The organism is Thalassospira sp. MIT1004 (genome assembly GCF_001858545.1).
In the GTDB taxonomy this organism is placed as follows: Bacteria; Pseudomonadota; Alphaproteobacteria; order Rhodospirillales; family Thalassospiraceae; genus Thalassospira; species Thalassospira xiamenensis.
In genome coordinates this window covers 11608-32292 of record NZ_MCAO01000013.1, presented here as the reverse complement: position 1 = coordinate 32292, position 20685 = coordinate 11608, and the positions used below count along the sequence as shown (strand labels likewise).

Below are 20685 nucleotides of genomic sequence, written 5' to 3'. Positions count from 1 at the left end.
AATTTGTCTAGACGTCTATACATATTCACGTTATAAGACGATTACGCGGGCTTGGCAAAGGCCTTGCGGTGAAAGTTTTGTGAATGGGGATTTCGATGGATTGGGAAGCCGGGCTATCTATCTGGAAGCAAATCGAAAAACAGCTTCTTGCCGATATTGCCAGCGGGGTCTTCGCACCTGGCGATAAAATGCCGACCGAGATGGAACTGGTTCGCCGATTCGGCGTGAATCGCCATACGGTGCGACGTGCGATGTCAGCCCTTGTCGATGCCAATGTCGTGCGTGTCGAACAGGGGCGCGGCGCCTTTGTCCAGGAACAGATTCTGGATTATCCGCTTGGCAGCAAGACACGCTTTTCCCAGATCGTATCCGGACGCCATCGCCTGCCGGACAAACGATTGATTTCGTCTGAAGTCCTGAAAGCCAGTGCAACCATCGCCCAGTTTCTGGATGTCAAACCGGGGACGCGGGTTGTCGAACTGTTTTCCGTGTCGGAGGCCGATGGCATTCCGCTGGCGGTGGCGACAAGCTATCTGCCGGTTGCGCGGTTCGAGGGGATTGTCGAGATATTTACCCAGACAAAATCCCTGACCGAAGCGTTCAGGCATTTCGGGATTGATGATTACAGCCGCAAAACCACCCGCATCAGCGCCCAACTGCCATCATCACGCGTTGCCAGCCTGCTGAAACAGGCGAAAAACCGGCCGGTGATATCGACGGAAAGTGTTGATGTCGATTCTGCCGGTGTACCGATTGAATACGGGATTACCGCCTTTTCCAGCGACCGGGTGCAGTTGATTGTCGAGTAGCAGACAGGTTCAGTATTCCCGCCCCGGACGGGCCCTATAGACCGGGAAGCTGAGTTTAAACCATATGGCACTTGCGCGCAGGGCGAAGGAGCACAGGAACGCGATCAGGGCGACCGGGGCACGGGGAAGCGACAGAATATCGGTGCCGATCACATAGATTGATGCGCCGAGAAGCGCGCAGGTGATGTAAATTTCCGGGCGCAGGATCAGCGGGATTTCGTTACACACCACATCACGGACCATGCCGCCAAATGTTGCCGTGATGGTGCCAAGGATGATGGCAACCAATGGCGATACGCCAAGGTTAAGGCCGATAGCCGCCCCCGTCACGCCAAACATCGCAAGACCAAGCGCATCAAGCCAGATCAGCGCGACATAACGCCGTTCAACCAGATGGGCGGTGAAATAGGTGAAGACGGCACTGCCGATACAGGTAATGACCCAGGCCGGGTCCCTGATCCAGAAAACCGGTGTGGCGCCAGTGATCACGTCGCGTACCGTGCCGCCGCCGATGCCAGTAAAGGTCGCGATCAAAACGAAGCCGACAATATCCATCTGGCGCCGCGATGCTTCCAGCGCGCCGGTCACGGCAAAAACGGCAACACCGGTCAGTTCGAGCCAATAAATAATCTGGGTAATTGTCATAATGTCGCTTCAACACCGTTTCAGATATTCAGTCTTATCGGATCGATCTGACTTGCCGGATGGCATAGAATTTCAGTATCACCGATTTTTCAGTATGTTTGGTGCCATCATGCCAAACGTAAGATGGCTTTGGAAAATGTTTTCCCCGTTCGTCTTAAAAAGCCGAGAGCGCGGTCTTATATGCAGCACACGATAAGCCGCATGTATTAAAAATGACGGCATATAAATAGGGCAATCGCAAATAAGGCTGTCCGTAGGGAAGTGAGAGGATTGACTGTGAAAAGCTTTTCGCAGGTGGGTATCCGTATCCAGATCGCGCTGGTCACTGCTGTGCTTGTTGCGGCACTTGCCGGCATCATGAGCTATGTCGTTGGTCAAAGGTCGGCCGACGTTCTGACAAGGCAGATCGGCACTGGTGTGGCCGATGTTGCCCTGCAAATGGCAGACGAGCTTGATCGCACGATGTGGACCCATCGCGGTGAAGTTGCGGTTCTTAGTACCTTGCGCGCGATCCGAAACCTGAATGACATTGATCAGGCCAGCGAACTGATCAACCGGTTGCAGCATGAATTGCCAATTTTCACATGGATCGGCGTGCTGGATGCGGATGGCACCGTTGTTGCCGCTACGGGGGATATTCTGGTCGGCACGGATGCTTCGGCACGGCCGGTTTTTGAGTTTGGCCGCAAGGAGATGTTCATTGGCGATGTCCATGACGCCAAACTGCTGGCCGAGAAATTCCCGAGCCCGACCGGCGAGCCGATCCAGTTTGTTGATATTGCCGTTCCGTTGCTAAACGATGCCGGTAACTTCAATGGGGTTCTGGCAACGCATCTGAGCTGGGAATGGGCGAATACGGTAAGGCGCAATCTGTTCGCAGGCCAGGGTCTGCATCGGAGCGTTGATATCTTTGTCATCAGTGCCAATGGCACGATCCTGCTTGCGCCGGATTTTGAAAGGGCGGGCCAGAAGCTTGATCTTGATCTGAAAAGTGCAAACGACACGCCGAATGCGGGCTGGCAGATTGCCCGCTGGCCCGATGGCAATGACTATCTTACGGGGGCGGCACCGGCCGATGGCCACCTTGATTATGCCGGGCTTGGCTGGACTGTGCTTGTGCGCCAGCCGGTAACCTCGGCGTTGATGCCGGTCAACGATTTGCGTTCCGATATTCTGGCGCTGGGCCTTGGTCTTGCGGTGCTGTTTAGCATCATTGCCTGGTGGGGGGCTGGTTTCATCGTCGGCCCGCTGGTCAGGATCGCGAATGCCGCCGGGGAGCTTAAACGTGGTGAGATCGAAAACCTGCCACAGGTTGCAGGGGCGCGCGAAATCCGAACGCTTTCAAGCAGCCTGAACAGTCTGGTCGTCAAACTGACCGAGAAGGACAACGCCCTTGGCGAGATGAAGCATATTGCGCATCATGATCCCCTGACCGGGCTTGGCAACCGTCTGGCACTGGATGTTTATTTCGAACATGCCCTGGCACAGGCCAACCGCCAGCGCAGTCAGCTTGGCGTTCTTGTTCTTGATCTGGACGATTTCAAACCGATCAATGACCGGCTGGGGCATGCGGCAGGGGACGAGGTGCTATGTGAAGTTGCCCGTCGGCTGCGTCGCTGTGTGCGCGGTGGGGATCTGGTTGCCCGCACCGGCGGGGACGAGATGGTCATTGTTTCGCATCTTGGCGAAAATGGTGTGACCGAAATAGGTGCATTGGCCGAACGAATCCTTAATGACATTCTTATGCCGTTCATTACCGGCGGAAACCGGATATCGATCAATATCAGCATCGGTATTGCTGTTTATCCCGATCATGCCACCCGCCCGGAGACGCTGCTGGAGCAGGCCGATCAGGCGCTTTATGTGGCCAAAAGCAAGGGCAAGCATCGCTATGTCATTCATGGTGAGGAAAACCGCGCGCAGAATTCAGGCTCACGCGCCTGAAATCGGGTCAGATATGACCATCCAATGGCTTGACTTGGTGGTGATTGCTAAGCATTAAGCAATCCATGACCATTTCATCAGAAACCGAACTTGAACATCTGCGCCGTATTGGACGCATCTGTGCGCGTGCGCGCGACGTCATGGGGGCTGCGGCCGTTGCCGGAATGACCACCGCCGAACTTGATGCCATTGGCCGCAAGGTCCTTGAGGATGCCGGGGCGGTTTCCGCACCCGAAAGCGAATATGATTTTCCCGGTGCGACCTGCATCAGTGTGAATGAGGAAGTCGCACACGGTATTCCCGGTGATCGGGTTCTGGCCGATGGCGATCTTGTGAATATCGATGTGTCGGCGTCGCTTGACGGCTATTTTTCCGATACCGGTGCCAGCTTTATCGTCGGAACGCCGCGCCCTGAAATCGTGAAGCTGTGCGATGATGGCAAAAAGGCAATGTGGGCGGGGATCAAGGTTGTGCGTGACAAGGCACCGATCCGTGAAATCGGTCTTCGGATCGAAAATTTTGCCCGAAAGGGCGGTTACAGCCTGATTAAAAATCTGGCCAGTCACGGGATCGGAAAATCATTGCACGAAGCACCGGAAACCATCCCGACATGGGATGATCCGCGCGAACGCCGGTCGCTGAAAAAAGGTCAGGTCATCACCATCGAACCGTTCCTGTCGCGGGGGTCGAATTGGGCGCTTGACGGGGATGATGGCTGGACGCTCTATGCCGATACCGGTGCACCGACCGTGCAGTACGAACATACGCTGGTGGTAACCCAGAATGGCTATGAAATCATGACATTGGCCGGATAAACCCACCGGTTCATATTGGCAGTCTGCGCGATACGAAAAAGGCCGCCCGGAACATGTCGGGCGGCCTTTTTAGTGCGGTATTGATGGCAGTTATGCGCCGTATTTTGCCTTGGCTTCGCGGCGACGCGCGTGCAGGACCGGCTCGGTATAGCCATTTGGCTGTTCGCGGCCCTTGAACACCAGATCACAGGCGGCGGCAAAGGCAACACTGTCATCGAAATTCGGTGCCATGTTGCGATATTCCGGGTCGCCTTCGTTCTGTTTGTCGACGACGGCGGCCATGCGTTTCATGGTTTCCATCACCTGATCCTTGGTGCAAAGCCCGTGATGGAGCCAGTTGGCGATATGCTGGCTGGAAATGCGCAATGTGGCGCGGTCTTCCATCAGGCCGACATTGTTGATATCGGGCACTTTGGAGCAGCCAACCCCGGCATCGATCCAGCGGACAACATAGCCAAGAATGCCTTGGGCGTTGTTATCAAGTTCTTCCTGGATTTCGCTTGGCATCGGGTTGATGTCGCCAAGGCGCGGGATCGAGAGGATATCATCCAGGCTGGCGCGTTCGCGTTTACCGACTTCGTCCTGAACGGCACGGACATCGATCTGATGATAATGCATGGCATGCAGGGTGGCCGCAGTGGGGGATGGAACCCATGCGCAGTTGGCCCCGGCTTTGGGATGGCCGATTTTGGCGGTCATCATTTCGGCCATGCGATCGGGTTTGGCCCACATGCCCTTGCCAATCTGGGCGATGCCCTTCATGCCGCATTCAAGGCCGACATCGACATTCCAGTTTTCATAGGCCGAAATCCAGTACTGGTCTTTCATTGCTTCCTTGCGAACGACCGGGCCGGCTTCCATGCTGGTGTGGATTTCATCGCCGGTGCGGTCAAGGAACCCGGTATTGATGAAAACTACACGGTCCTGGGCAGCACGGATGCATTCCTTGAGGTTCACCGTCGTGCGGCGTTCCTCGTCCATGATGCCGACCTTAAGGGTATTTTCCGGCAGGCCGATTTCACGTTCGACAAAGGCAAACAGATCATTGGTCAGGGCGACTTCCTCGGGCCCGTGCATTTTCGGCTTCACGATATAGACGCTGCCATGGCGCGAGTTCGAGACGCTGCTGTTGCCGTCAATATCGTGTTTGGCGATCAGGCTGGTAAACATCGCATCAAGGAAGCCTTCGGGGACTTCGTTGCCATTGGCATCCAGCACCGCGTCGCTTGTCATCAGGTGGCCAACATTGCGCACCAGCATCAGGCTGCGCCCCGGCAGGACAACATTGTGGCCATCAAACCCCTGATAGGAACGATCCGGGTTGAGGCGGCGGGTAACGGTTTTGCCGCCCTTTTCAAAGCTTTCTTCCAGCGTGCCTTTCATCAGGCCAAGCCAGTTGCGATACACCGCAACCTTGTCTTCGGCATCAACGGCGGCAACCGAATCCTCGCAATCCTGAATGGTGGTCAGGGCGGATTCCATGATCACATCGCAGACACCGGCCGCATGGGTTTTGCCAATCGGGTGCGTGGGATCAATGCGGATTTCCAGATGCAGGCCATGATTGCGCAGCAGGACTTCGGAAAGCGCGCCGTCTTTTTCGTTGTAGCCGATGAATTGCGATGGCTGTGCCAGCGATGTTTCGCTGCCGTCTGACAGGGTCACCACCAATGTCCACCAGCCAGACCCGTCTTCGCGGACTTCGTATTTGGCGACATCGGCATGTTTGCCATTGGCAAGCGGCACGGCCTGATCAAGGAATTTTGCCGCATAGGCAACGACGGCTGCCCCGCGCTTGGGATTAAAGCCAGCGGTCTTTTCCTTGCCGTCGGCATCGTCAATGACATCGGTGCCATAAAGCGCGTCATAAAGGCTGCCCCAGCGGGCATTGGCGGCATTAAGGGCATAGCGCGCATTCATCACCGGCACGACCAGCTGCGGGCCGGCGACGCGGGCGATTTCCGGGTCAACATTGGTGGTCGAAATATAGAAATCGTCGCCTTCGGGCAGAAGATAGCCGATTTCCTTGAGGAATTCCTTGTAGGCCAGCGGGTCGCGGGCCTGATCCTGCCGAGACAGGTGCCATTCGTCGATTTTGGCCTGCAACTCGTCGCGCTTTGCCAGCAGCGAACGGTTCCGTGGGCCAAGTTCGTTCACGAGCTTTTCGAACGATGCCCAGAACTGGTCGGAGGAGACACCGGTGCCCGGGGTGATTTCGTTGGCAACCAGATCATGCAGAACGGTTGCGATCTGAAGGCCGCCTTTGGTGATACGTTGGGTCATGTTTCCTCTCGACAGGCTTGAAGTCTTCTGCACGGCCCGATGTGACCGATGCATATCTTTGTCACAACATATGGGCTGGAAGCGGGCAGGGTCCACAGCCGGTTTCACTTTCGTGGGATGTTTTCCGTATTGTGGAAACGATACCGACACCCGCCGGGTGATTATTGCCGTTATATGCCGCTAAATTTTGCCCAAAGCGGGGGTGTTAAGGATTGTGTCTGTTTTGATTTGGGCCTTGATCCGGGGCAGAACCCGCCTGATCAGCGGTGTCATCTGTCGCGGGATGGCCGATATCGTCCGGTCGGTCGGCGGCATGTGAGGCACTTCCGTCTTCTTCCTCGACGATGTCATCGGTGATGGGCGACATTTCAAGTGCCATGGGCGTGGTGCGCGGCACGGCGACAAACTGGCCCTGTTCCTCGATCGTGATGCGGCGACCGAAACCGGCACGATAGATAGCAAAGCTTGCCACCAGCACGCCGACAATCGCAAACAGAACCGGCATGCCCCATGGACCAAAATGACCAATGGCAAGCGACCCGATGATCGGCCCGGTGGCAGCAGACCCGCCATAAATGATCAAGAGGCCACCGGATGCGGAAACGATCTGGTCCGGTTGCAGATAGTCATTCACATAGGCGACCGACAGGCCATAAACCGGCATGATAAAGATGCCGATGATCGCGCCCCACACAGTAAGATTGGCGCGCACGACTTCCGGCGCGACAAGCGGGAACAACCCGCAGATGGCAAGCCCGATCAGCACGGCGATCATGACATACTGGCGCGGGACAATGTCGGACAAACGGCCAATCGGCCACTGCATGATCATGCCGCCCAGAATGACGAAGGCCATGAAGTTGGCGACCTCATTGGTTGCCAATCCAAGGTCGGAGGCAAAGATCGGACCGACGCCATAAATCGCACCGGACAGAACGCCACTGCCGGCGGCGGCGACAAAGCCGAGCGGCGAAATGGCGTATAGCTGGCGGAATTTCATGCGTGCGCCACTGACCGCGGCGGGCGGGGGCTGCCGGGTGAGTGCAATCGGCACCAGAGACAGCGACAAAAGGACCGATGCCACGGTAAACAGTTCGAAACTGCCAATCGGTGACACGTTCAGCAACAGCTGCCCGATGGCAAGACCCGCCAGCGACACGGTCATGTAGGCGGCAATCATGCCGCCGCGCGATGTATTGTCGACCTGTTCGTTGAGCCAGCTTTCAATCACCAGATACAGGGCCGAAATGCACAGGCCCGTCATGGCACGAAACAGCGACCAGGTAATCGGATCGACAAACACGGCATGCAAAAGCGTAATTGCCGATCCGGTCGATGCCAGTGCGGCAAAGGTCCGGATATGCCCCACACGGTTGACAAGCCCGGCCCCCCAGATGATCCCGCCGATAAACCCGGCATAATAGGATGCCATGATGATACCGGTATAGATCGGGGCAAATCCCTCCGACGAGGCGCGCAACGCCAGCAGCGAGGATTGCAGCGACGCCCCGGTATTGAGGGTGAAGGCTGCAAACAATGTCGCAGATAATGCGATGATCAGTGCGACCGGCGAACGGGGCATTGCTATCCTCTGGTGGTAAAGTCGCGGCAGGGTCTACCCTGCGCGAAGGTCGGGAACCCTGTCAATCTTTACAAGGTGCTGTTCTGAAAGGTCTTGTCAGCCTTGCGGGACATGTGACGGATCGAACGTTACGGCGCATAAGATGTTCCGCAGAATTTCAAGCATTGGATTAAAGTCGAAGCCCTGCCGCGAACAGTACCGGTTTTGCGCAACTGCCATGTTAAAAGTGCGATAAGGTTGAAACCGGTAAAGGGTGGGCTGAGCGAATAACCGGCTTGACCTTCGGCCCTTTGATGCGCTCTATGACTTGGAATTGGAAGCAATTTGCCAAAATTCGTTGCCGTAAAGACGGATTTTTGCGTTGATCGCCACTATTGGCCCGATCCGCACCCAAGTTCGGTATTTGCAAACCGACCGGTGCCCGGGTTCTGCAAGGGGAGGAAACCTTGAACATTCTTCGTACAATCGGCGCAATCGCGACCGGTATTGTTGCCTTGTCGGCGGTAAGTGCCGCCCAGGCAGAAACCCGCGTCACTTTCAAATCGGCCAAGGCGGCGTCATCCTATTATCAGATGGCAGCCCAGTTCGCAGAAGCGATCAAGACCGGTACGGACGGCGAAATCATCGTCACGGTCGAGGAAAGCCAGGGATCGGTCCAGAACGTGATGGAAGCATCGGTTCGCCCGGGCAATTATCTTTTCACAAGCCCGCCCGCACTTGTTGGCCTTGCGCAGGCAGGGAAGGGCGCGTTTGAAGGGCGTCCGACCGAAAAATTCAATGAAGTCCGGGCCCTGTTCCCGATCCCGTCGCTAACCATGCATTTTGTGATGCGTGCCGATGCCGGTGTGACCGACTTTGCCGGGCTTGAAGGGAAAACCATTCTGCTTGGCAAGGGGTCGTTTGGCGCGAATGAGGGTGAAAAATACCTCGATCTGTTCGGGCTTAAAGATAAGGTGACACTGTCAGAAGCGGAGCTGTCCAACGCGGTTGCCGCCCTTAAAAACGGTCAGATTGACGGTTTTGTCACCGCCGGTTCCTGGCCCGCGCCGAACGTGATTGAGGCCGCGGCAGGCACGGATGTCAATATCCTGTCGCTTTCCGATGACCAGCTTGCGATGACAAAGCGCGATCTGACGGTGATCCCGGCCGGGACCTATAACGGTCAGAAGGATGATATCCGCACGTCTTCCCTGTCGGTGGTTGCCTATGCCACGACCGAGATGGATGATGAAACCGCCTATCAGCTGACCAAAACTTACTGGGGCCAGAAATCTGCCATGAGCTCGAACGCGTCATGGTGGAAAGGTGTGACCCAGGAAATGCTGGCCAATATCAAGGGTAAAATTCACCCCGGCGCGCTTCGTTTTTACGCCGAGGCCGGTTTCCCGGTTCGCGACGATCAGAATTGATCGACGATTGGCAATAATGTGATGACAGGCCCGGCCGCCACAGCCGGGCCGTTCTTTATCGGACGTATCAGGATTACGATGTCTGCTGTTTCCCGCCCTTTCTGGATTGCGCTTGGCGCGGTATCCATCTTTTTTCATCTCTGGCTGATTTTTTCGGGGCTGGTTCCCAATCTGGTCAGTCGGCCGTTGCATATGGCTTTGGCGCTGCCTTGGGCATTGGTGTTTGTTGCCAAAACACCGTTGCAGAAAATCAGCGGTCTGATCCTGACCGTGATCGGGCTTGCGGCATGTTTGTGGGTGGCGTTCAATCACGGCATGCTGGGTGATCAATACGGATTCCTGGTCGGGAATCTGCAAATTGCCATATCATTTGCCCTGCTGGGCATTGTTCTTGAAATGGCACGGCGCGCCATCGGATGGCCTTTGCCGAGTGTGGCGGCGATTGCGCTGCTTTATGGGTTCTTTGGCGAATATATTCCCGGTGAATTCGGCCATGGCGGGCTTCCGATTGAGAGCATGCTGGGTACGCTAACCATTGCCGAAGGCGGCCTTTGGGGAAGCCTGACCGGGGTTTCGGTCAGCATCGTTGCGATCTTTGTCATCTTTGGCGCGATCCTGAATGGCGGCGAAGCCGGGCAGGGCTTCATGAATGTTGCCGGTGCGGCCGCCGGACGGTTGCGCGGTGGCGCGGCCAAGGTTTCGGTGATTTCGTCGGCGTTGTTTGGCTCCATTTCCGGGTCTGCGTCGGCCAATGTGGCGTCCACCGGGGCGATTACCCTTCCGGCCATGACCAAGCTTGGCTATCCGAAAAAACTGGCCGCCGCGGTCGAGGCGGTGGCATCGTCGGGCGGGCAGATCATGCCGCCATTGATGGGGGCCGGGGCCTTTGTCATGGTCGAGCTGACCGGGCGGCCCTATGTCGAGATCATGGTTGCGGCCATTTTGCCGGCAATCCTTTATTTTCTGGCGGTGTGGGTCGGGATCAATGCCTTTGCGCTTCGCTATGATTTGCCCGGTGTGCCGGAAAAAGACCGGCCTGATACCCGTGCTGTGATTGTGACGTCGGCGTTTTTCCTTGTGCCGTTTGCCATATTGCTTTGGGGCATGTTTGGCGGTGGCTATACGCCGCAATATGCGGCCTGCCTTGCGATGATTGCCGGTGCGGCTTTGCTGTTTTTAGATGGCAATCTGCAATTCAGCCTGAAACGGACGGGCGAAAGATTTACCGAGGTCTGCCTGAGTGCCGGGCGGCAGGTATCGATGATTGCTGCGATCATTTTGTGCGCGTCCATCGTTATCGGTGTTTTGGGTCTGACCGGGCTTGGCGTGAAGATCACGTCGCTTCTGCTGTCGGGATCGGGCGGGATGCTTTGGCCGGCCTTGCTGCTGACGGCGGTGGCGTGTCTGATCCTTGGCATGGAAGTGCCGACCACGGCGGCCTATGTGATCTGTGTTTCGGTGGCCGGACCCGCCCTGACCGAGCTTGGGCTTGATCCGTTGCAGGCGCATCTTTTCGTGTTCTGGTTTGCCCTGCTGTCGACGATTACCCCGCCGGTTTGCGGTGCGGTGTTCATTGCCGCGGGTATGGTCGAGGAAAACTGGCTGAAGGTGGCCGGAACGGCAATGGCGCTTGGCGTCGGGCTTTACATCGTGCCGCTGGCGATGGTGGCAAACGGGTCATTGATTGATCTTGCGGCCAATCCGGTTTGGGCGTTGGTTGCCGGGCTTAAGGTTGCGGTTGGTCTGACGGCGATTTCCTATGGCTTGATATCGCCGCGCCCGGTTCTGGTCCGCATCGCATCGGGCGTTCTGGGCGGGCTTGTCATTTTTGTTGCCGGGGTTTAACCCCGGCGGCTTCCTTGTTGGTCCTGCGTCTGACTGAAATCATCAAGCAGCTTCATGAAATCATCGGCATCCGGGAAGCCCGTGAAGCTGTGCTGTGCCGGGATGCTGACCCATGGCAGTTTTTCAGATGTCATGGTTTCAATGAAGGGTGTGGCAAGGGACTTCTGATCAAACAGGGTCGGGCGGACATTGACAAAATCATCCATGCCGATGATCCGGGTAAACATCCATGTCTTGCAGTCCGGACAGAAAAAATGATCCAGTTCGGGGCCTTGTGCGCCGCCTTTGACCGGTGTTCCGCGCACAACGCGAAAGTTGTCTGATTTGCACATCGCGGTCAGCGAAAAGGCGCTTGAGCTCATTTTCTGGCAACCGCGACAATGGCAGGCCGCGGTCAGGACCGGGGGTGCTGCCAGCGCGATTTCAAGTTTCCCGCAACGGCAGGATCCTTTGACGGGATAGGAAATCTTGTCCATCTATCTGGCACCCGGTTGTAATTGCGCACAAAAAAGGTCAGGCATGCAAATTAATGCGTGCCTGACCGGAATGCCAACAGGTTCTTCGCCAGGGCGCTTTGTCCCTGGCGGCTATTGGGTGCTGTTAGTGATTTCTGCGTTAAGCGCGTCCGCTACGTGGACCGGCAAACAGCCAGATGATCAGGCCGAGAACCGGCAACACGAGGATCAGAATCGTCCAGATGATTTTTGAACCGGTGCTGGCACCGCTGCCCATGACATTGATGATCGCCCAGATATCGGCAATCAGAATGATCAGTCCGATAATTCCACCATATTCCATAACCCAACCTCATTTTTCTGTGTCAGCAGACAGGAAAGCTGTCGGCTGTTCTTGAAAGTCAAACGGCTTGGATGGGAAGTTGTTCCCGCGGGGTATTTTGCGACCAAATGGCGAAATTACCTAGACGACTTGTCCGGCCGACCAGCCCGATGACCAGGCCCACTGGAAATTGAAGCCGCCAAGATGGCCGGTAACATCGACGACTTCACCGATGAAATAAAGGCCGGGGACATCGCGGCATTCCATGGTTTTCGATGACAGGGCGTTGGTGTCGACCCCGCCCAGCGTGACCTCGGCGGTGCGATAGCCTTCGGATCCCTGCGGCATGACCGACCACTGATTGACATCGGTTGCAAGCAGACGCAGCGCCTTGTCCCCGGTTTCACCAATCGGGCGATCAAGTCCGTGGCGGGCGGTGATCATCTGGGCCAGACGGTTTGGCAGGATGCGCGAGAGCACATTATGCACGGCCTGTTTCGGGCTTTCGGCCTTGGCCGATTTCAGAAGATCAAACGCGTCTTCTTCGGGGTTCAGATTGACCGTGATGGCGTCACCCTCATCCCAATAGGATGAAATCTGCAGGATCGAAGGGCCGCTGAGCCCGCGATGGGTGAACAGCAATCCTTCGCGGAACTGCTTTTTGTGGGACTGGACAATCGCATCAACCGAAATGCCGGAAAGCTGACCCAGATCGGCCCGCATATCCGGGTCAAAGGTCAGCGGGACAAGGGCGGCCCTGGTCGGAACGATGTCGATGCCAAACTGTCGGGCAATCTGATAGCCAAAGCCGGTTGCGCCGATTTTGGGAATGGAAAGGCCGCCACAAGCCACGACAAGGGATTGGCAGGTCCATTGCGCGCCGGTGCGTGTGGTGACGTCGAACCCGGCATCATCGCGGCGGATGATGTTGCTGATTTCGGTGTTCAGGCGCAGCTCGACATGGGCGGCATCACATTCATCGAGCAGCATGTCGATGATCTGGAACGAGGATTCATCGCAGAAAAGCTGCCCCAGTGTTTTTTCATGCCAGGCAATGTCATGGCGATTGACCAGATCGATGAAGTCAAACTGGGTGTAACGTTTGAGTGCCGAGACGCAGAAACGCTTGTTTTGCGAAATGAAATTTTCCGGGCTGGCGTGCAGATTGGTGAAGTTGCAGCGACCGCCCCCGGAAATCCGGATTTTTTCAGCCGGTTTCGCCGAATGATCGACAATCACAACCGAACGGCCGCGTTTTCCGGCTTCGATTGCACACATAAGGCCGGCGGCACCGGCACCAATCACAAGGACATCAATCTTCTTCACGCAGCAGGCCAATCTTTCGGGGAAAACGACCTGCCTTATACGGATAAATTGGTGTTCTGTCAGTGCCTGTCAGGCGTAACGCTGCTTTTTGGGCTGGGGCGTTGTGATATCGGGTGTCTGGGCCGTCGGATGGGCATCTGCAATCTGGCGTTCGGTTGCAACCCGGTTGCGGCCTTTGGCCTTGGCCAGATAAAGCGCCTGATCGGCGCGTTCGATAAAGCGGCCAAGTGGCTCGCCATAGGCAAAGGTGCTGACCCCGATTGACACGGTGACCTTGCCAAGTTCTTCATGGCGGATGCGGCTGACCACCTTGCGGGTTTCGACATTGTGGCGGATATGTTCGGCCAGCTGGCGGGCGCAGCCAAGACCGGTCATCGGCAGGATGACGGCAAATTCCTCCCCACCGTAACGGGCGGCGGTGTCGCGGCCCTTGACGTTCTGCTGAAGGGTCTGGGCCATCAGTCGAATGACCTGATCACCGGCCTGATGGCCATGGGTATCGTTGAATGTTTTGAAATGGTCGATATCGATCAGAAGCAGGCTAAGCGGTTTGCCGGTTTCCATCGACTGCATCGCGCAATCGCGTAATCGCAGATCAAATGCCTTGCGGTTGGCAATGCCGGTCAGACAGTCGGTCATGGCCTCGCGCTTCATGTCTTCGAGGTCCCGGCGCAGTTTCGATATTTCAGTCGAGGTATTATCAAGCCGGGTTTCAAGAAGGCGGTTTACGCCTTCGATGTCGCGGGTCGCACCGAGCAGCGTTTTAAGCGCCTGTTCCAGATTGGTGAAATCCTTGTCCCCGATATATTCGCAGAAATGATCAAGGGCCTCGCCATAGGCACAGGTGTCAATTCCGGCATTGCGCACGGTTTCCAGAACCGATGTCAACTGATTGCGCAGATCTTCGGTGATGCGGGTGACGATTTCGCGTTCATTCACGGTGTCAAAAAACCGCGTGAAAAGGTCGCGGCACTGCAATTCGTCGAATTCGCGATTGTTGCTGCGTAGGATATCAATCGTCTGCGTAAGATCGGGTTCTTCGCCAGACAGGTAATTGAAAAAGATCGTAAAATTGTTCGGATGCGCGATAACGCCCAGTTCGGACATCATGGCGAGGGCTGCGTTTGACAATTGCTGTGCCCGATCCGGGCTGGTGCCGTATTCGATCATCGATACCTGCGCGACTTTCCAAAAAATGTATGTTTTGGCAGGGGCAATATATCGTTACAGTCCAATCATAACGTTGATTTGGATCATGGCCGAAGCCGGGTTACAAAAGCCCCGCCAATAAAACCAATCCATAAAAAAGAAACAGGGAAGCAGCAGGAAATGACGTTACGGTTTGAACGCATGGTCGCCGGTATCATCGTGATGATGGTGGTTCTGGTCTCATCACCGGTTCTGGCGCAGGATGGCATGGGGGCTGCCCCTGCAACATCTGGCACATCTGGCACGTCATCGGGCGATACGTTGCCACCAGTCGATTTTCGTCCGATTGAAGCTGGTGAACGCACCAATATGCCGCCGCTTATGGAACGCTATGTACTTGACGAGTTAAAGGCATTGCGGACCGAAATGCAGGGCATGCGCGCCGAATTGCTGCGCGAGGTTGTTAACCGGCAGCTTGAGGCCATCGACAAGGCGATTTCCTATTCGTCGAACACGGTGACCTATTTCTTTTATTTTGTGGCCGCTGTCGGTGCGCTTCTGACCATGCTGGGCTGGCAGTCGTTGCGGGAACTTAAATCAAGTGTGCGTAACCTTGCCGATACGGAATTGCGCCGCCTGTCCGAAGAATTTGAAACACGTCTGAGCGCGCTTGAAGACGAGCTGCGCCAGAAAAGCATGGTGATCAACGATCATCAGCAGGAAATCGAAAATACCCAGACCATTCATGCCTTTTGGCTGCAGGCGAACAAGGTGACCAATCCGCGGTCCAAGATCGAGATTTACGACAAGATCCTTGAACTGTCGCCGGGCGATCCGGAAGTCATGGCCTATAAGGCGGATGCCGCCCTTCAGCTGGGTGATCGTGACTGGGCGCTTAGCCTGTGTAACCGGCTTCTGGCCGAGGCGCCGGATAATGCCAATGGCTATTATCAGCGGGCGTGCGCCAATGCAGGGCTGGGTTATCCGGAAGCCGCCCTTGCCGATTTGCAGCGTGCGGTGGCCCTTTCGGATGCGATGCGTCAGCCTGCCTGGACCGAGGTTGAGTTTGAGCCGCTTCGCAATTTGCGGGAATTTGCCGAAATTCTTGGTAATCCCGAGAGTGCTGCGCCCGCGGAATAACGTCGAGGGCATTTCACGCCCCAAGCCAAAAACAAACCCCCCGGCAGTGCGGACTGCCGGGGGTTTGCATATCAGTTGATCGGTGATCTTAACCGGCCAGTTCATTCCACAGCGGATGGATCGGCGCGACATCGTTTTCGATTTCGCTGAACCGGGCGTCGCAGTCAAAGAAGTAGTTGTCGGCAAGGTCATCATTGACCTGCGATACTTCGCCGACAATCACCGGTCCTTTGCTCTCTTCGCCATAGAAGCGATGCACAAGCGTGCGCGGCAGGGTGACACTTTGACCGGGTTCGAGCACGACCTTGCCACCGGCCGGAAGGATATTGAGCTTGCCGTCGGTGCGGACATGCACGTCATTGACCATGTCCATTTTGCCGTCTTCGGTCAGATTGGTCAGTTCGATCACCAGATTGCCGCCGCCACGCACAATGATGTCTTCCATTTTGACCTTGTGGTAATGCCACGGGCATTCCTGATTTTCGCCGACAATCATGATTTTTTCGGCATAGGGGACTTCACCCGGCTGGCGCAGGATGCCATTGCGCAGGCAAAACAGGATCAGGCCGCGACGGGCGAAATCGCCTTCGCCATAATCGGTTACGTCCCAGCCCATCTGATGGGCACGGCACCATTTCGCAAGATCAGGCTCGGCATCCCACTGCGCCGGGGAATAGTGGCCCCAGACGGGCAGTTTGAAGGAAATGGACTCGAACAGTTCCTTGGCATGCGTGATATGTGCATTGATATCGGAACGGCGCATGGACGACCTCGTAAAGCTTGTGCATGTTTGAATGGTTGGCCGCGCGATGCGCAGGCTTTGCTGGCTTTTAGCATGTTCGAAAAAGGATTGCGACCCAATTTGAATGCATTCAAATTCCCGGTGTCTGATTTCGCAAACCTGCAAAATGACTGCCCTGATTTTGTCGATTTTGTTCCGTCTGATAAGGTGTTCAAAACAAAAGCTATGCGTTTAGCGGAATAACAATAATCAAGGAAACACGGGCATGTCTTCTTCTTCGGGATTTGCGAAATTTGTTGCGGCGGTTGTGGTCAGTGCCGGTATTGCCGGTGCCGGATGGCTGGTCGGCAAGGGGCTTTCGGACATGCGATCCCTTGACCGGTTTGTCACCGTCAAGGGACTGGCCGAACGCGATGTCATGGCGGATCGTGCGGTGTGGCCGATTACCTATGTTGCGACCGATGATGTTCTGCAAAACGCGCAGGCCAAAATCGAAAGCGATACAACCGCCCTTCTGGCGTTTCTTGAAACGCATGGCATCACCAAGGACATGACCGAACTGCAAAGCCTTCAGGTTACCGATCAGCTGGCGCAATCCTATCGTTCCGGGCCGATTGAAAGCCGTTATATCGTCAGTCAGACGATCCAGGTCCGGACCGACAAGATCGAGGCAGTCGTTGCGGCAACGCAGGATATTGGCAAATTGCTTCAGGGCGGGATTGTTCTGGGCGGGCAGGGTTATAACCCCGGTCCGAGTTTCATGTTCACCAAGCTTAATGATATCAAACCGGAAATGATTGCGGCGGCCACGGCCAATGCGCGTGAAAGTGCGCAGCAATTCGCAACCGATTCCGGTGGTCATCTGGGCGGTATTCGCCGCGCAACGCAAGGGTTGTTCCAGATCCTTCCGGCTGATGGTGCCCCCAATACGATGGAAAGCCAGCAGATCAATAAAACCGTGCGTGTTGTCACCACCATGGAATATCTGATCGAGGATTGATCACGTTCGGCCGGACTGGTTGACTTGTCAGGTTGACTTGCCCAGTTGACTTGTTTGGCAAAAATGGTTCTATGCGGCGCATGGCGCAGCTGATCCTTTTTAACAAGCCGTATGGCGTTCTGACCCAGTTTACCGACCGTGAAAACGGTCGGGCGACGCTGGCCGATTATATCGATCTGCCCGGTGTCTATGCCGCCGGGCGGCTGGATCGCGATAGCGAAGGACTGCTGCTGCTGACCGACAACGGGCCGCTGAATGCCCAGATCGCCCACCCGAAATTCAAAAAGCCGAAAACCTATTGGGTTCAGGTGGAGGGCGAGCCGACCGAAGAAGCCCTTTCGGCCCTTTGTAACGGGGTGGAGTTGAAAGACGGCATGACCCGACCGGCGCGCGCGCGCCTGATGGGGGAGCCCGAAAATCTTTGGCCGCGTGATCCGCCGGTGCGGTTTCGCAAATCGGTTCCGACAAGCTGGATTGAACTAAGCATCGCCGAAGGTCGTAATCGGCAGGTCCGCCGGATGACGGCTGCGGTCGGCTTTCCGACCTTGCGTCTGATCCGTTATGCGATTGGTGACTGGACGCTGGATAATCTGGCACCCGGTGACTGGCAGGTGATCGAGGTCAAAGCACCCGAACCCGGCCCGGTTCAGGTCAAACCCCTGCCCGGGAACATGCAGGCCAACCGGCGACCCCGTACTGAGGGTGAGGGTAAAAACGCATTCCGGTCCGGGCGGCCCCAAAAGTCGCGCAACCCCAAACAGTCACGCGATGGCAAGCCACGCGCACCTAAAGGATAAAGGCAATGCTGAGCTATCTGCACGGCTTTCACGCGGGCAATTTTGCCGATATTCACAAGCATGCCGCGATGCGGATCATCCTTGATTATCTATGCAATAAAGAAAAACCGTTCTGTGTGATCGATACCCATGCCGGGTCAGGCTGGTACGATCTTGGCAGCGCCCAGTCGGCGAAAACCGGTGAATGGAAAAATGGTATTGCTGCGGCACAGCAAAAGGGAAATGCGCCCAAACAGATGCAGCCCTTTCTTGATCAGATCGCGGCCTTTGATCCGATTGCCAAGGGCCGCGATTACGGTGTGTTTGAGGATGACGACCTGAAGGGGCCGTTTTATCCCGGGTCGCCGTTTATCATGCGCGAATTGCTGCGCGAGCATGATGAAATGATCCTGATGGAATTGCATCCGCGCGAATATGACCTGCTGGAATACAGTGTTGAACGCGATCCGCGTATTCACCTGCACAAGCGCGATGGGTATGAGGGGCTGGTGGGCATGATGCCACCGGCCATCCGGCGTGGTCTGGTGCTGATGGATCCGAGTTACGACGTCAAACAGGATTATCAGAAGGCCGCGAGTTCGATCAAACGGGCCTGGGAACGGTGGGAAAACGGCATCTTCATGCTGTGGTATCCGATCCTTGAGGCCGGATTTGATGCCGAATTGCGTGAAAACTTCACCCAGATCAAAGCCAAGGGCGGGGTGCTGTGTGCGGAGCTTTCGACCAATCAGGGCGGGGCAAAGGGGCGGATGCGCGGCACGGGTCTTCTGATCATCAATCCACCTTATGGATTTGATCAGGAGTTTGATGAAATCGGCCAGTGGCTTTGCGATGCCGTCAAACTGCCCGGCCCGGCAACGCACCGGTCCCATTGGCTGGTGCCGTCGCAATAGGTGCCTTTGGGCACGCAGACGCACGGATCAAATAAATAAAGGCCGCGGACATCGCTATGTCCGCGGCCTTTCTGCGTTGGGACGCTGTTTGACTTATATGCCGATGAAGGGCTGCAACAGTTTTGGCAGCAATCGGTTGAACTTCATCGGGGCATCTGTCGCGATCAGGCAGATGCATTCCTCGGCGGTGTCGGCAATCGGCTGATGATCGACATCGTTGCCAAGATCGGCGACGTCACCGGCCCGGAACCGACCGATTTCATCGATATAGGACCCTTTAAGCAGCAGGGTCATTTCATGGCCGTGATGCCCGTGATCGGGGATCGACACACCCGGTGCGATTTTCATCAGTCGCACGGTGCCTTTGCTTTCGATCGATTTCAGCTGGTAATGCTTCACACCCGGTGCCAGCGACTTCCACGGAATGTCTTCAAGCGAAAGAACATCATCAGGCAAAAGATTTGCCAAGGGCCGCGGAACGGATGGAATGGCGCTTCCGGTAATGCTTTCCCCGACGGCAACCCGACGTATGGATGGTATTTCGCTGAAAACGACATTCTCGTTGGCGGTTTCGCGTTCGATCATGGCCATGACATGGTCAAGCGCATGGGTATTCATGGACATGACGTTTGCCGTTTCCAGCGCCGCACCGCCAAGGGCCTCGAATTCCGCGACCTTTTCACGGCATTTCGGGCAAAGGGTCATATGCGTTGCCACAAGCAATTCCATCGCCTGAGACATCCTGCCGCTGGCGTATTCCATCAATGTATGATCTGTCGGGTGGTGTTTGATATTCATGCTACACCCTCCAATCCACCACGAAGTTTGGTTAAGGCCAACCGCAACCGCGATTTGACAGTGCCCAGCGGGATATCAAGCTTTTCGGCAATTTCGCTGTGCGAGAGATCTTCAAAAAACGACAATTCAACAACCACTTTCTGATCGGCGGGCAATTCTTCCATGGCGGATTTGACGAGAACGGCATGTTCATCCCGGTCGACGATTTCGTCGGCAAGCGGGCTATCGTCAATAATCAGCGTCGGATCGGAATCGTCCACTTCGATATGTTTGCGTTGCCGGAAACGATCAATACGAAGGTTTCTGGCGATTGTAAAAATCCATGTACTGGCGGCAGCCTTGTGCGGATCAAACAGATGCGCCTTGCGCCAGACCTGCATCATGGCTTCCTGCGCAAGTTCCTCGGCGTTTTCGGAATTGCCGCCAAACCGGAACATGTAGGCTTTGACGCGGGGGGCAAAGTGGGCAAACAGTTGCGCAAATGCCTCACGGTCCTGCGTCGCCGCAACCGCCACAATCCAGCTGGCACATTTCCTGGCCTCGTCGGGGTCAGCCGGACCGGGCCTTGATCTTGTCGTGCCGCTCATTTTCGTTTCTGGTCCCCTTCGGGGCCGCGCCATGATCGTGTTCATGAACAATCATACGCCAGCCGGAAATTTTTGGATCAAACGAATTTGTACGTTTTCTACCAATTACTTAAAATTATCAGCATTCGTTGTAACGCAGTGATC

At 55.9% G+C, this 20685-nt stretch carries 19 protein-coding genes; 9 read left to right on the top strand and 10 right to left on the bottom strand.

All coding sequences use genetic code 11. The features are described 5' to 3' along the window. The first annotated feature begins 95 nt into the window (after positions 1-95). Positions 96-809, top strand: coding sequence for a phosphonate metabolism transcriptional regulator PhnF (phnF, locus tag BC440_RS07715; RefSeq protein ID WP_247643537.1), 714 nt, complete (start codon positions 96-98; stop codon positions 807-809). A 9-nt stretch (positions 810-818) separates the two neighbouring features. Here phnF and BC440_RS07710 read toward each other — a convergent pair whose 3' ends face one another. Further along, positions 819-1454, bottom strand: coding sequence for a trimeric intracellular cation channel family protein (locus BC440_RS07710; RefSeq protein ID WP_007089242.1), 636 nt, complete (start codon positions 1452-1454; stop codon positions 819-821). A 276-nt stretch (positions 1455-1730) separates the two neighbouring features. On the opposite strand from BC440_RS07710, the gene BC440_RS07705 reads away from it, so the two are divergent. Next, on the top strand, positions 1731-3398 hold the full coding sequence (locus tag BC440_RS07705; protein ID WP_083379305.1) for a GGDEF domain-containing protein: 1668 nt from the start codon (positions 1731-1733) through the stop codon (positions 3396-3398). Between the two features lie 65 nt (positions 3399-3463). Then, complete coding sequence (gene map, locus BC440_RS07700) at positions 3464-4213, top strand: type I methionyl aminopeptidase (RefSeq protein ID WP_007089240.1); 750 nt, start codon at positions 3464-3466, stop codon at positions 4211-4213. Between the two features lie 90 nt (positions 4214-4303). Here map and BC440_RS07695 read toward each other — a convergent pair whose 3' ends face one another. Together BC440_RS07695 and BC440_RS07690 are read right to left on the bottom strand one after the other, a co-directional pair. Beyond that, positions 4304-6496: a malate synthase G gene (locus BC440_RS07695; protein ID WP_071239722.1), complete on the bottom strand. Its 2193-nt coding sequence runs from the start codon at positions 6494-6496 to the stop codon at positions 4304-4306. Between the two features lie 205 nt (positions 6497-6701). Next, positions 6702-8078 carry an MFS transporter gene (locus BC440_RS07690; protein WP_071239721.1) on the bottom strand — a complete coding sequence of 459 codons (1377 nt, stop codon included), beginning with the start codon at positions 8076-8078 and terminating at the stop codon, positions 6702-6704. 446 nt (positions 8079-8524) lie between these two features. Here BC440_RS07690 and BC440_RS07685 point away from each other — a divergent pair, with 446 nt between their 5' ends. Then, a complete protein-coding gene (locus BC440_RS07685) occupies positions 8525-9487 on the top strand; it encodes a TAXI family TRAP transporter solute-binding subunit (RefSeq protein ID WP_071239731.1) in 963 nt (320 codons plus the stop codon). A 21-nt stretch (positions 9488-9508) separates the two neighbouring features. Then, positions 9509-11332, top strand: a complete 1824-nt coding sequence (locus tag BC440_RS07680) for a TRAP transporter fused permease subunit (RefSeq protein WP_247643536.1) — start codon at positions 9509-9511, stop codon at positions 11330-11332. Here the strand turns inward: BC440_RS07680 and BC440_RS07675 are convergent. The 4 genes from BC440_RS07675 to BC440_RS07660 form a co-directional block, all read right to left on the bottom strand. Then, entirely contained in the window at positions 11329-11808 is a 480-nt protein-coding gene (locus tag BC440_RS07675) for a GFA family protein (RefSeq protein ID WP_071239719.1), read from the bottom strand. The genes BC440_RS07680 and BC440_RS07675 overlap by 4 nt on opposite strands. 139 nt (positions 11809-11947) lie before the next feature. Beyond that, positions 11948-12130 carry a PLD nuclease N-terminal domain-containing protein gene (locus BC440_RS07670; protein WP_037990397.1) on the bottom strand — a complete coding sequence of 61 codons (183 nt, stop codon included), beginning with the start codon at positions 12128-12130 and terminating at the stop codon, positions 11948-11950. A 120-nt stretch (positions 12131-12250) separates the two neighbouring features. Further along, complete coding sequence (locus BC440_RS07665) at positions 12251-13435, bottom strand: NAD(P)/FAD-dependent oxidoreductase (protein WP_071239718.1); 1185 nt, start codon at positions 13433-13435, stop codon at positions 12251-12253. A gap of 69 nt (positions 13436-13504) precedes the next feature. Further along, on the bottom strand, positions 13505-14605 hold the full coding sequence (locus BC440_RS07660; RefSeq protein WP_071239717.1) for a GGDEF domain-containing protein: 1101 nt from the start codon (positions 14603-14605) through the stop codon (positions 13505-13507). 159 nt (positions 14606-14764) lie between these two features. On the opposite strand from BC440_RS07660, the gene BC440_RS07655 reads away from it, so the two are divergent. Then, positions 14765-15724, top strand: coding sequence for a tetratricopeptide repeat protein (locus BC440_RS07655; RefSeq protein ID WP_037990649.1), 960 nt, complete (start codon positions 14765-14767; stop codon positions 15722-15724). A gap of 88 nt (positions 15725-15812) precedes the next feature. Here BC440_RS07655 and BC440_RS07650 read toward each other — a convergent pair whose 3' ends face one another. Next, positions 15813-16487, bottom strand: a complete 675-nt coding sequence (locus BC440_RS07650; RefSeq protein WP_071239716.1) for a D-lyxose/D-mannose family sugar isomerase — start codon at positions 16485-16487, stop codon at positions 15813-15815. Between the two features lie 244 nt (positions 16488-16731). Between BC440_RS07650 and BC440_RS07640 the strand changes: the two genes are divergently transcribed. The 3 genes from BC440_RS07640 (at position 16732) to rlmJ (ending at position 19156) form a co-directional block, all read left to right on the top strand. Beyond that, entirely contained in the window at positions 16732-17466 is a 735-nt protein-coding gene (locus BC440_RS07640; protein WP_071239714.1) for an SIMPL domain-containing protein, read from the top strand. Between the two features lie 71 nt (positions 17467-17537). Beyond that, a complete protein-coding gene (locus BC440_RS07635; RefSeq protein ID WP_071239713.1) occupies positions 17538-18263 on the top strand; it encodes an rRNA large subunit pseudouridine synthase E in 726 nt (241 codons plus the stop codon). A 5-nt stretch (positions 18264-18268) separates the two neighbouring features. Next, positions 18269-19156: a 23S rRNA (adenine(2030)-N(6))-methyltransferase RlmJ gene (rlmJ, locus tag BC440_RS07630; protein WP_071239712.1), complete on the top strand. Its 888-nt coding sequence runs from the start codon at positions 18269-18271 to the stop codon at positions 19154-19156. A 93-nt stretch (positions 19157-19249) separates the two neighbouring features. Here the strand turns inward: rlmJ and BC440_RS07625 are convergent, their stop codons facing one another. Together BC440_RS07625 and BC440_RS07620 are read right to left on the bottom strand one after the other, a co-directional pair. After that, positions 19250-19954 carry a ChrR family anti-sigma-E factor gene (locus BC440_RS07625; RefSeq protein WP_071239711.1) on the bottom strand — a complete coding sequence of 235 codons (705 nt, stop codon included), beginning with the start codon at positions 19952-19954 and terminating at the stop codon, positions 19250-19252. Next, entirely contained in the window at positions 19951-20541 is a 591-nt protein-coding gene (locus BC440_RS07620; RefSeq protein ID WP_074624797.1) for a sigma-70 family RNA polymerase sigma factor, read from the bottom strand. The genes BC440_RS07625 and BC440_RS07620 overlap by 4 nt, the downstream gene beginning before the upstream one ends. Positions 20542-20685 lie beyond the last annotated feature (144 nt).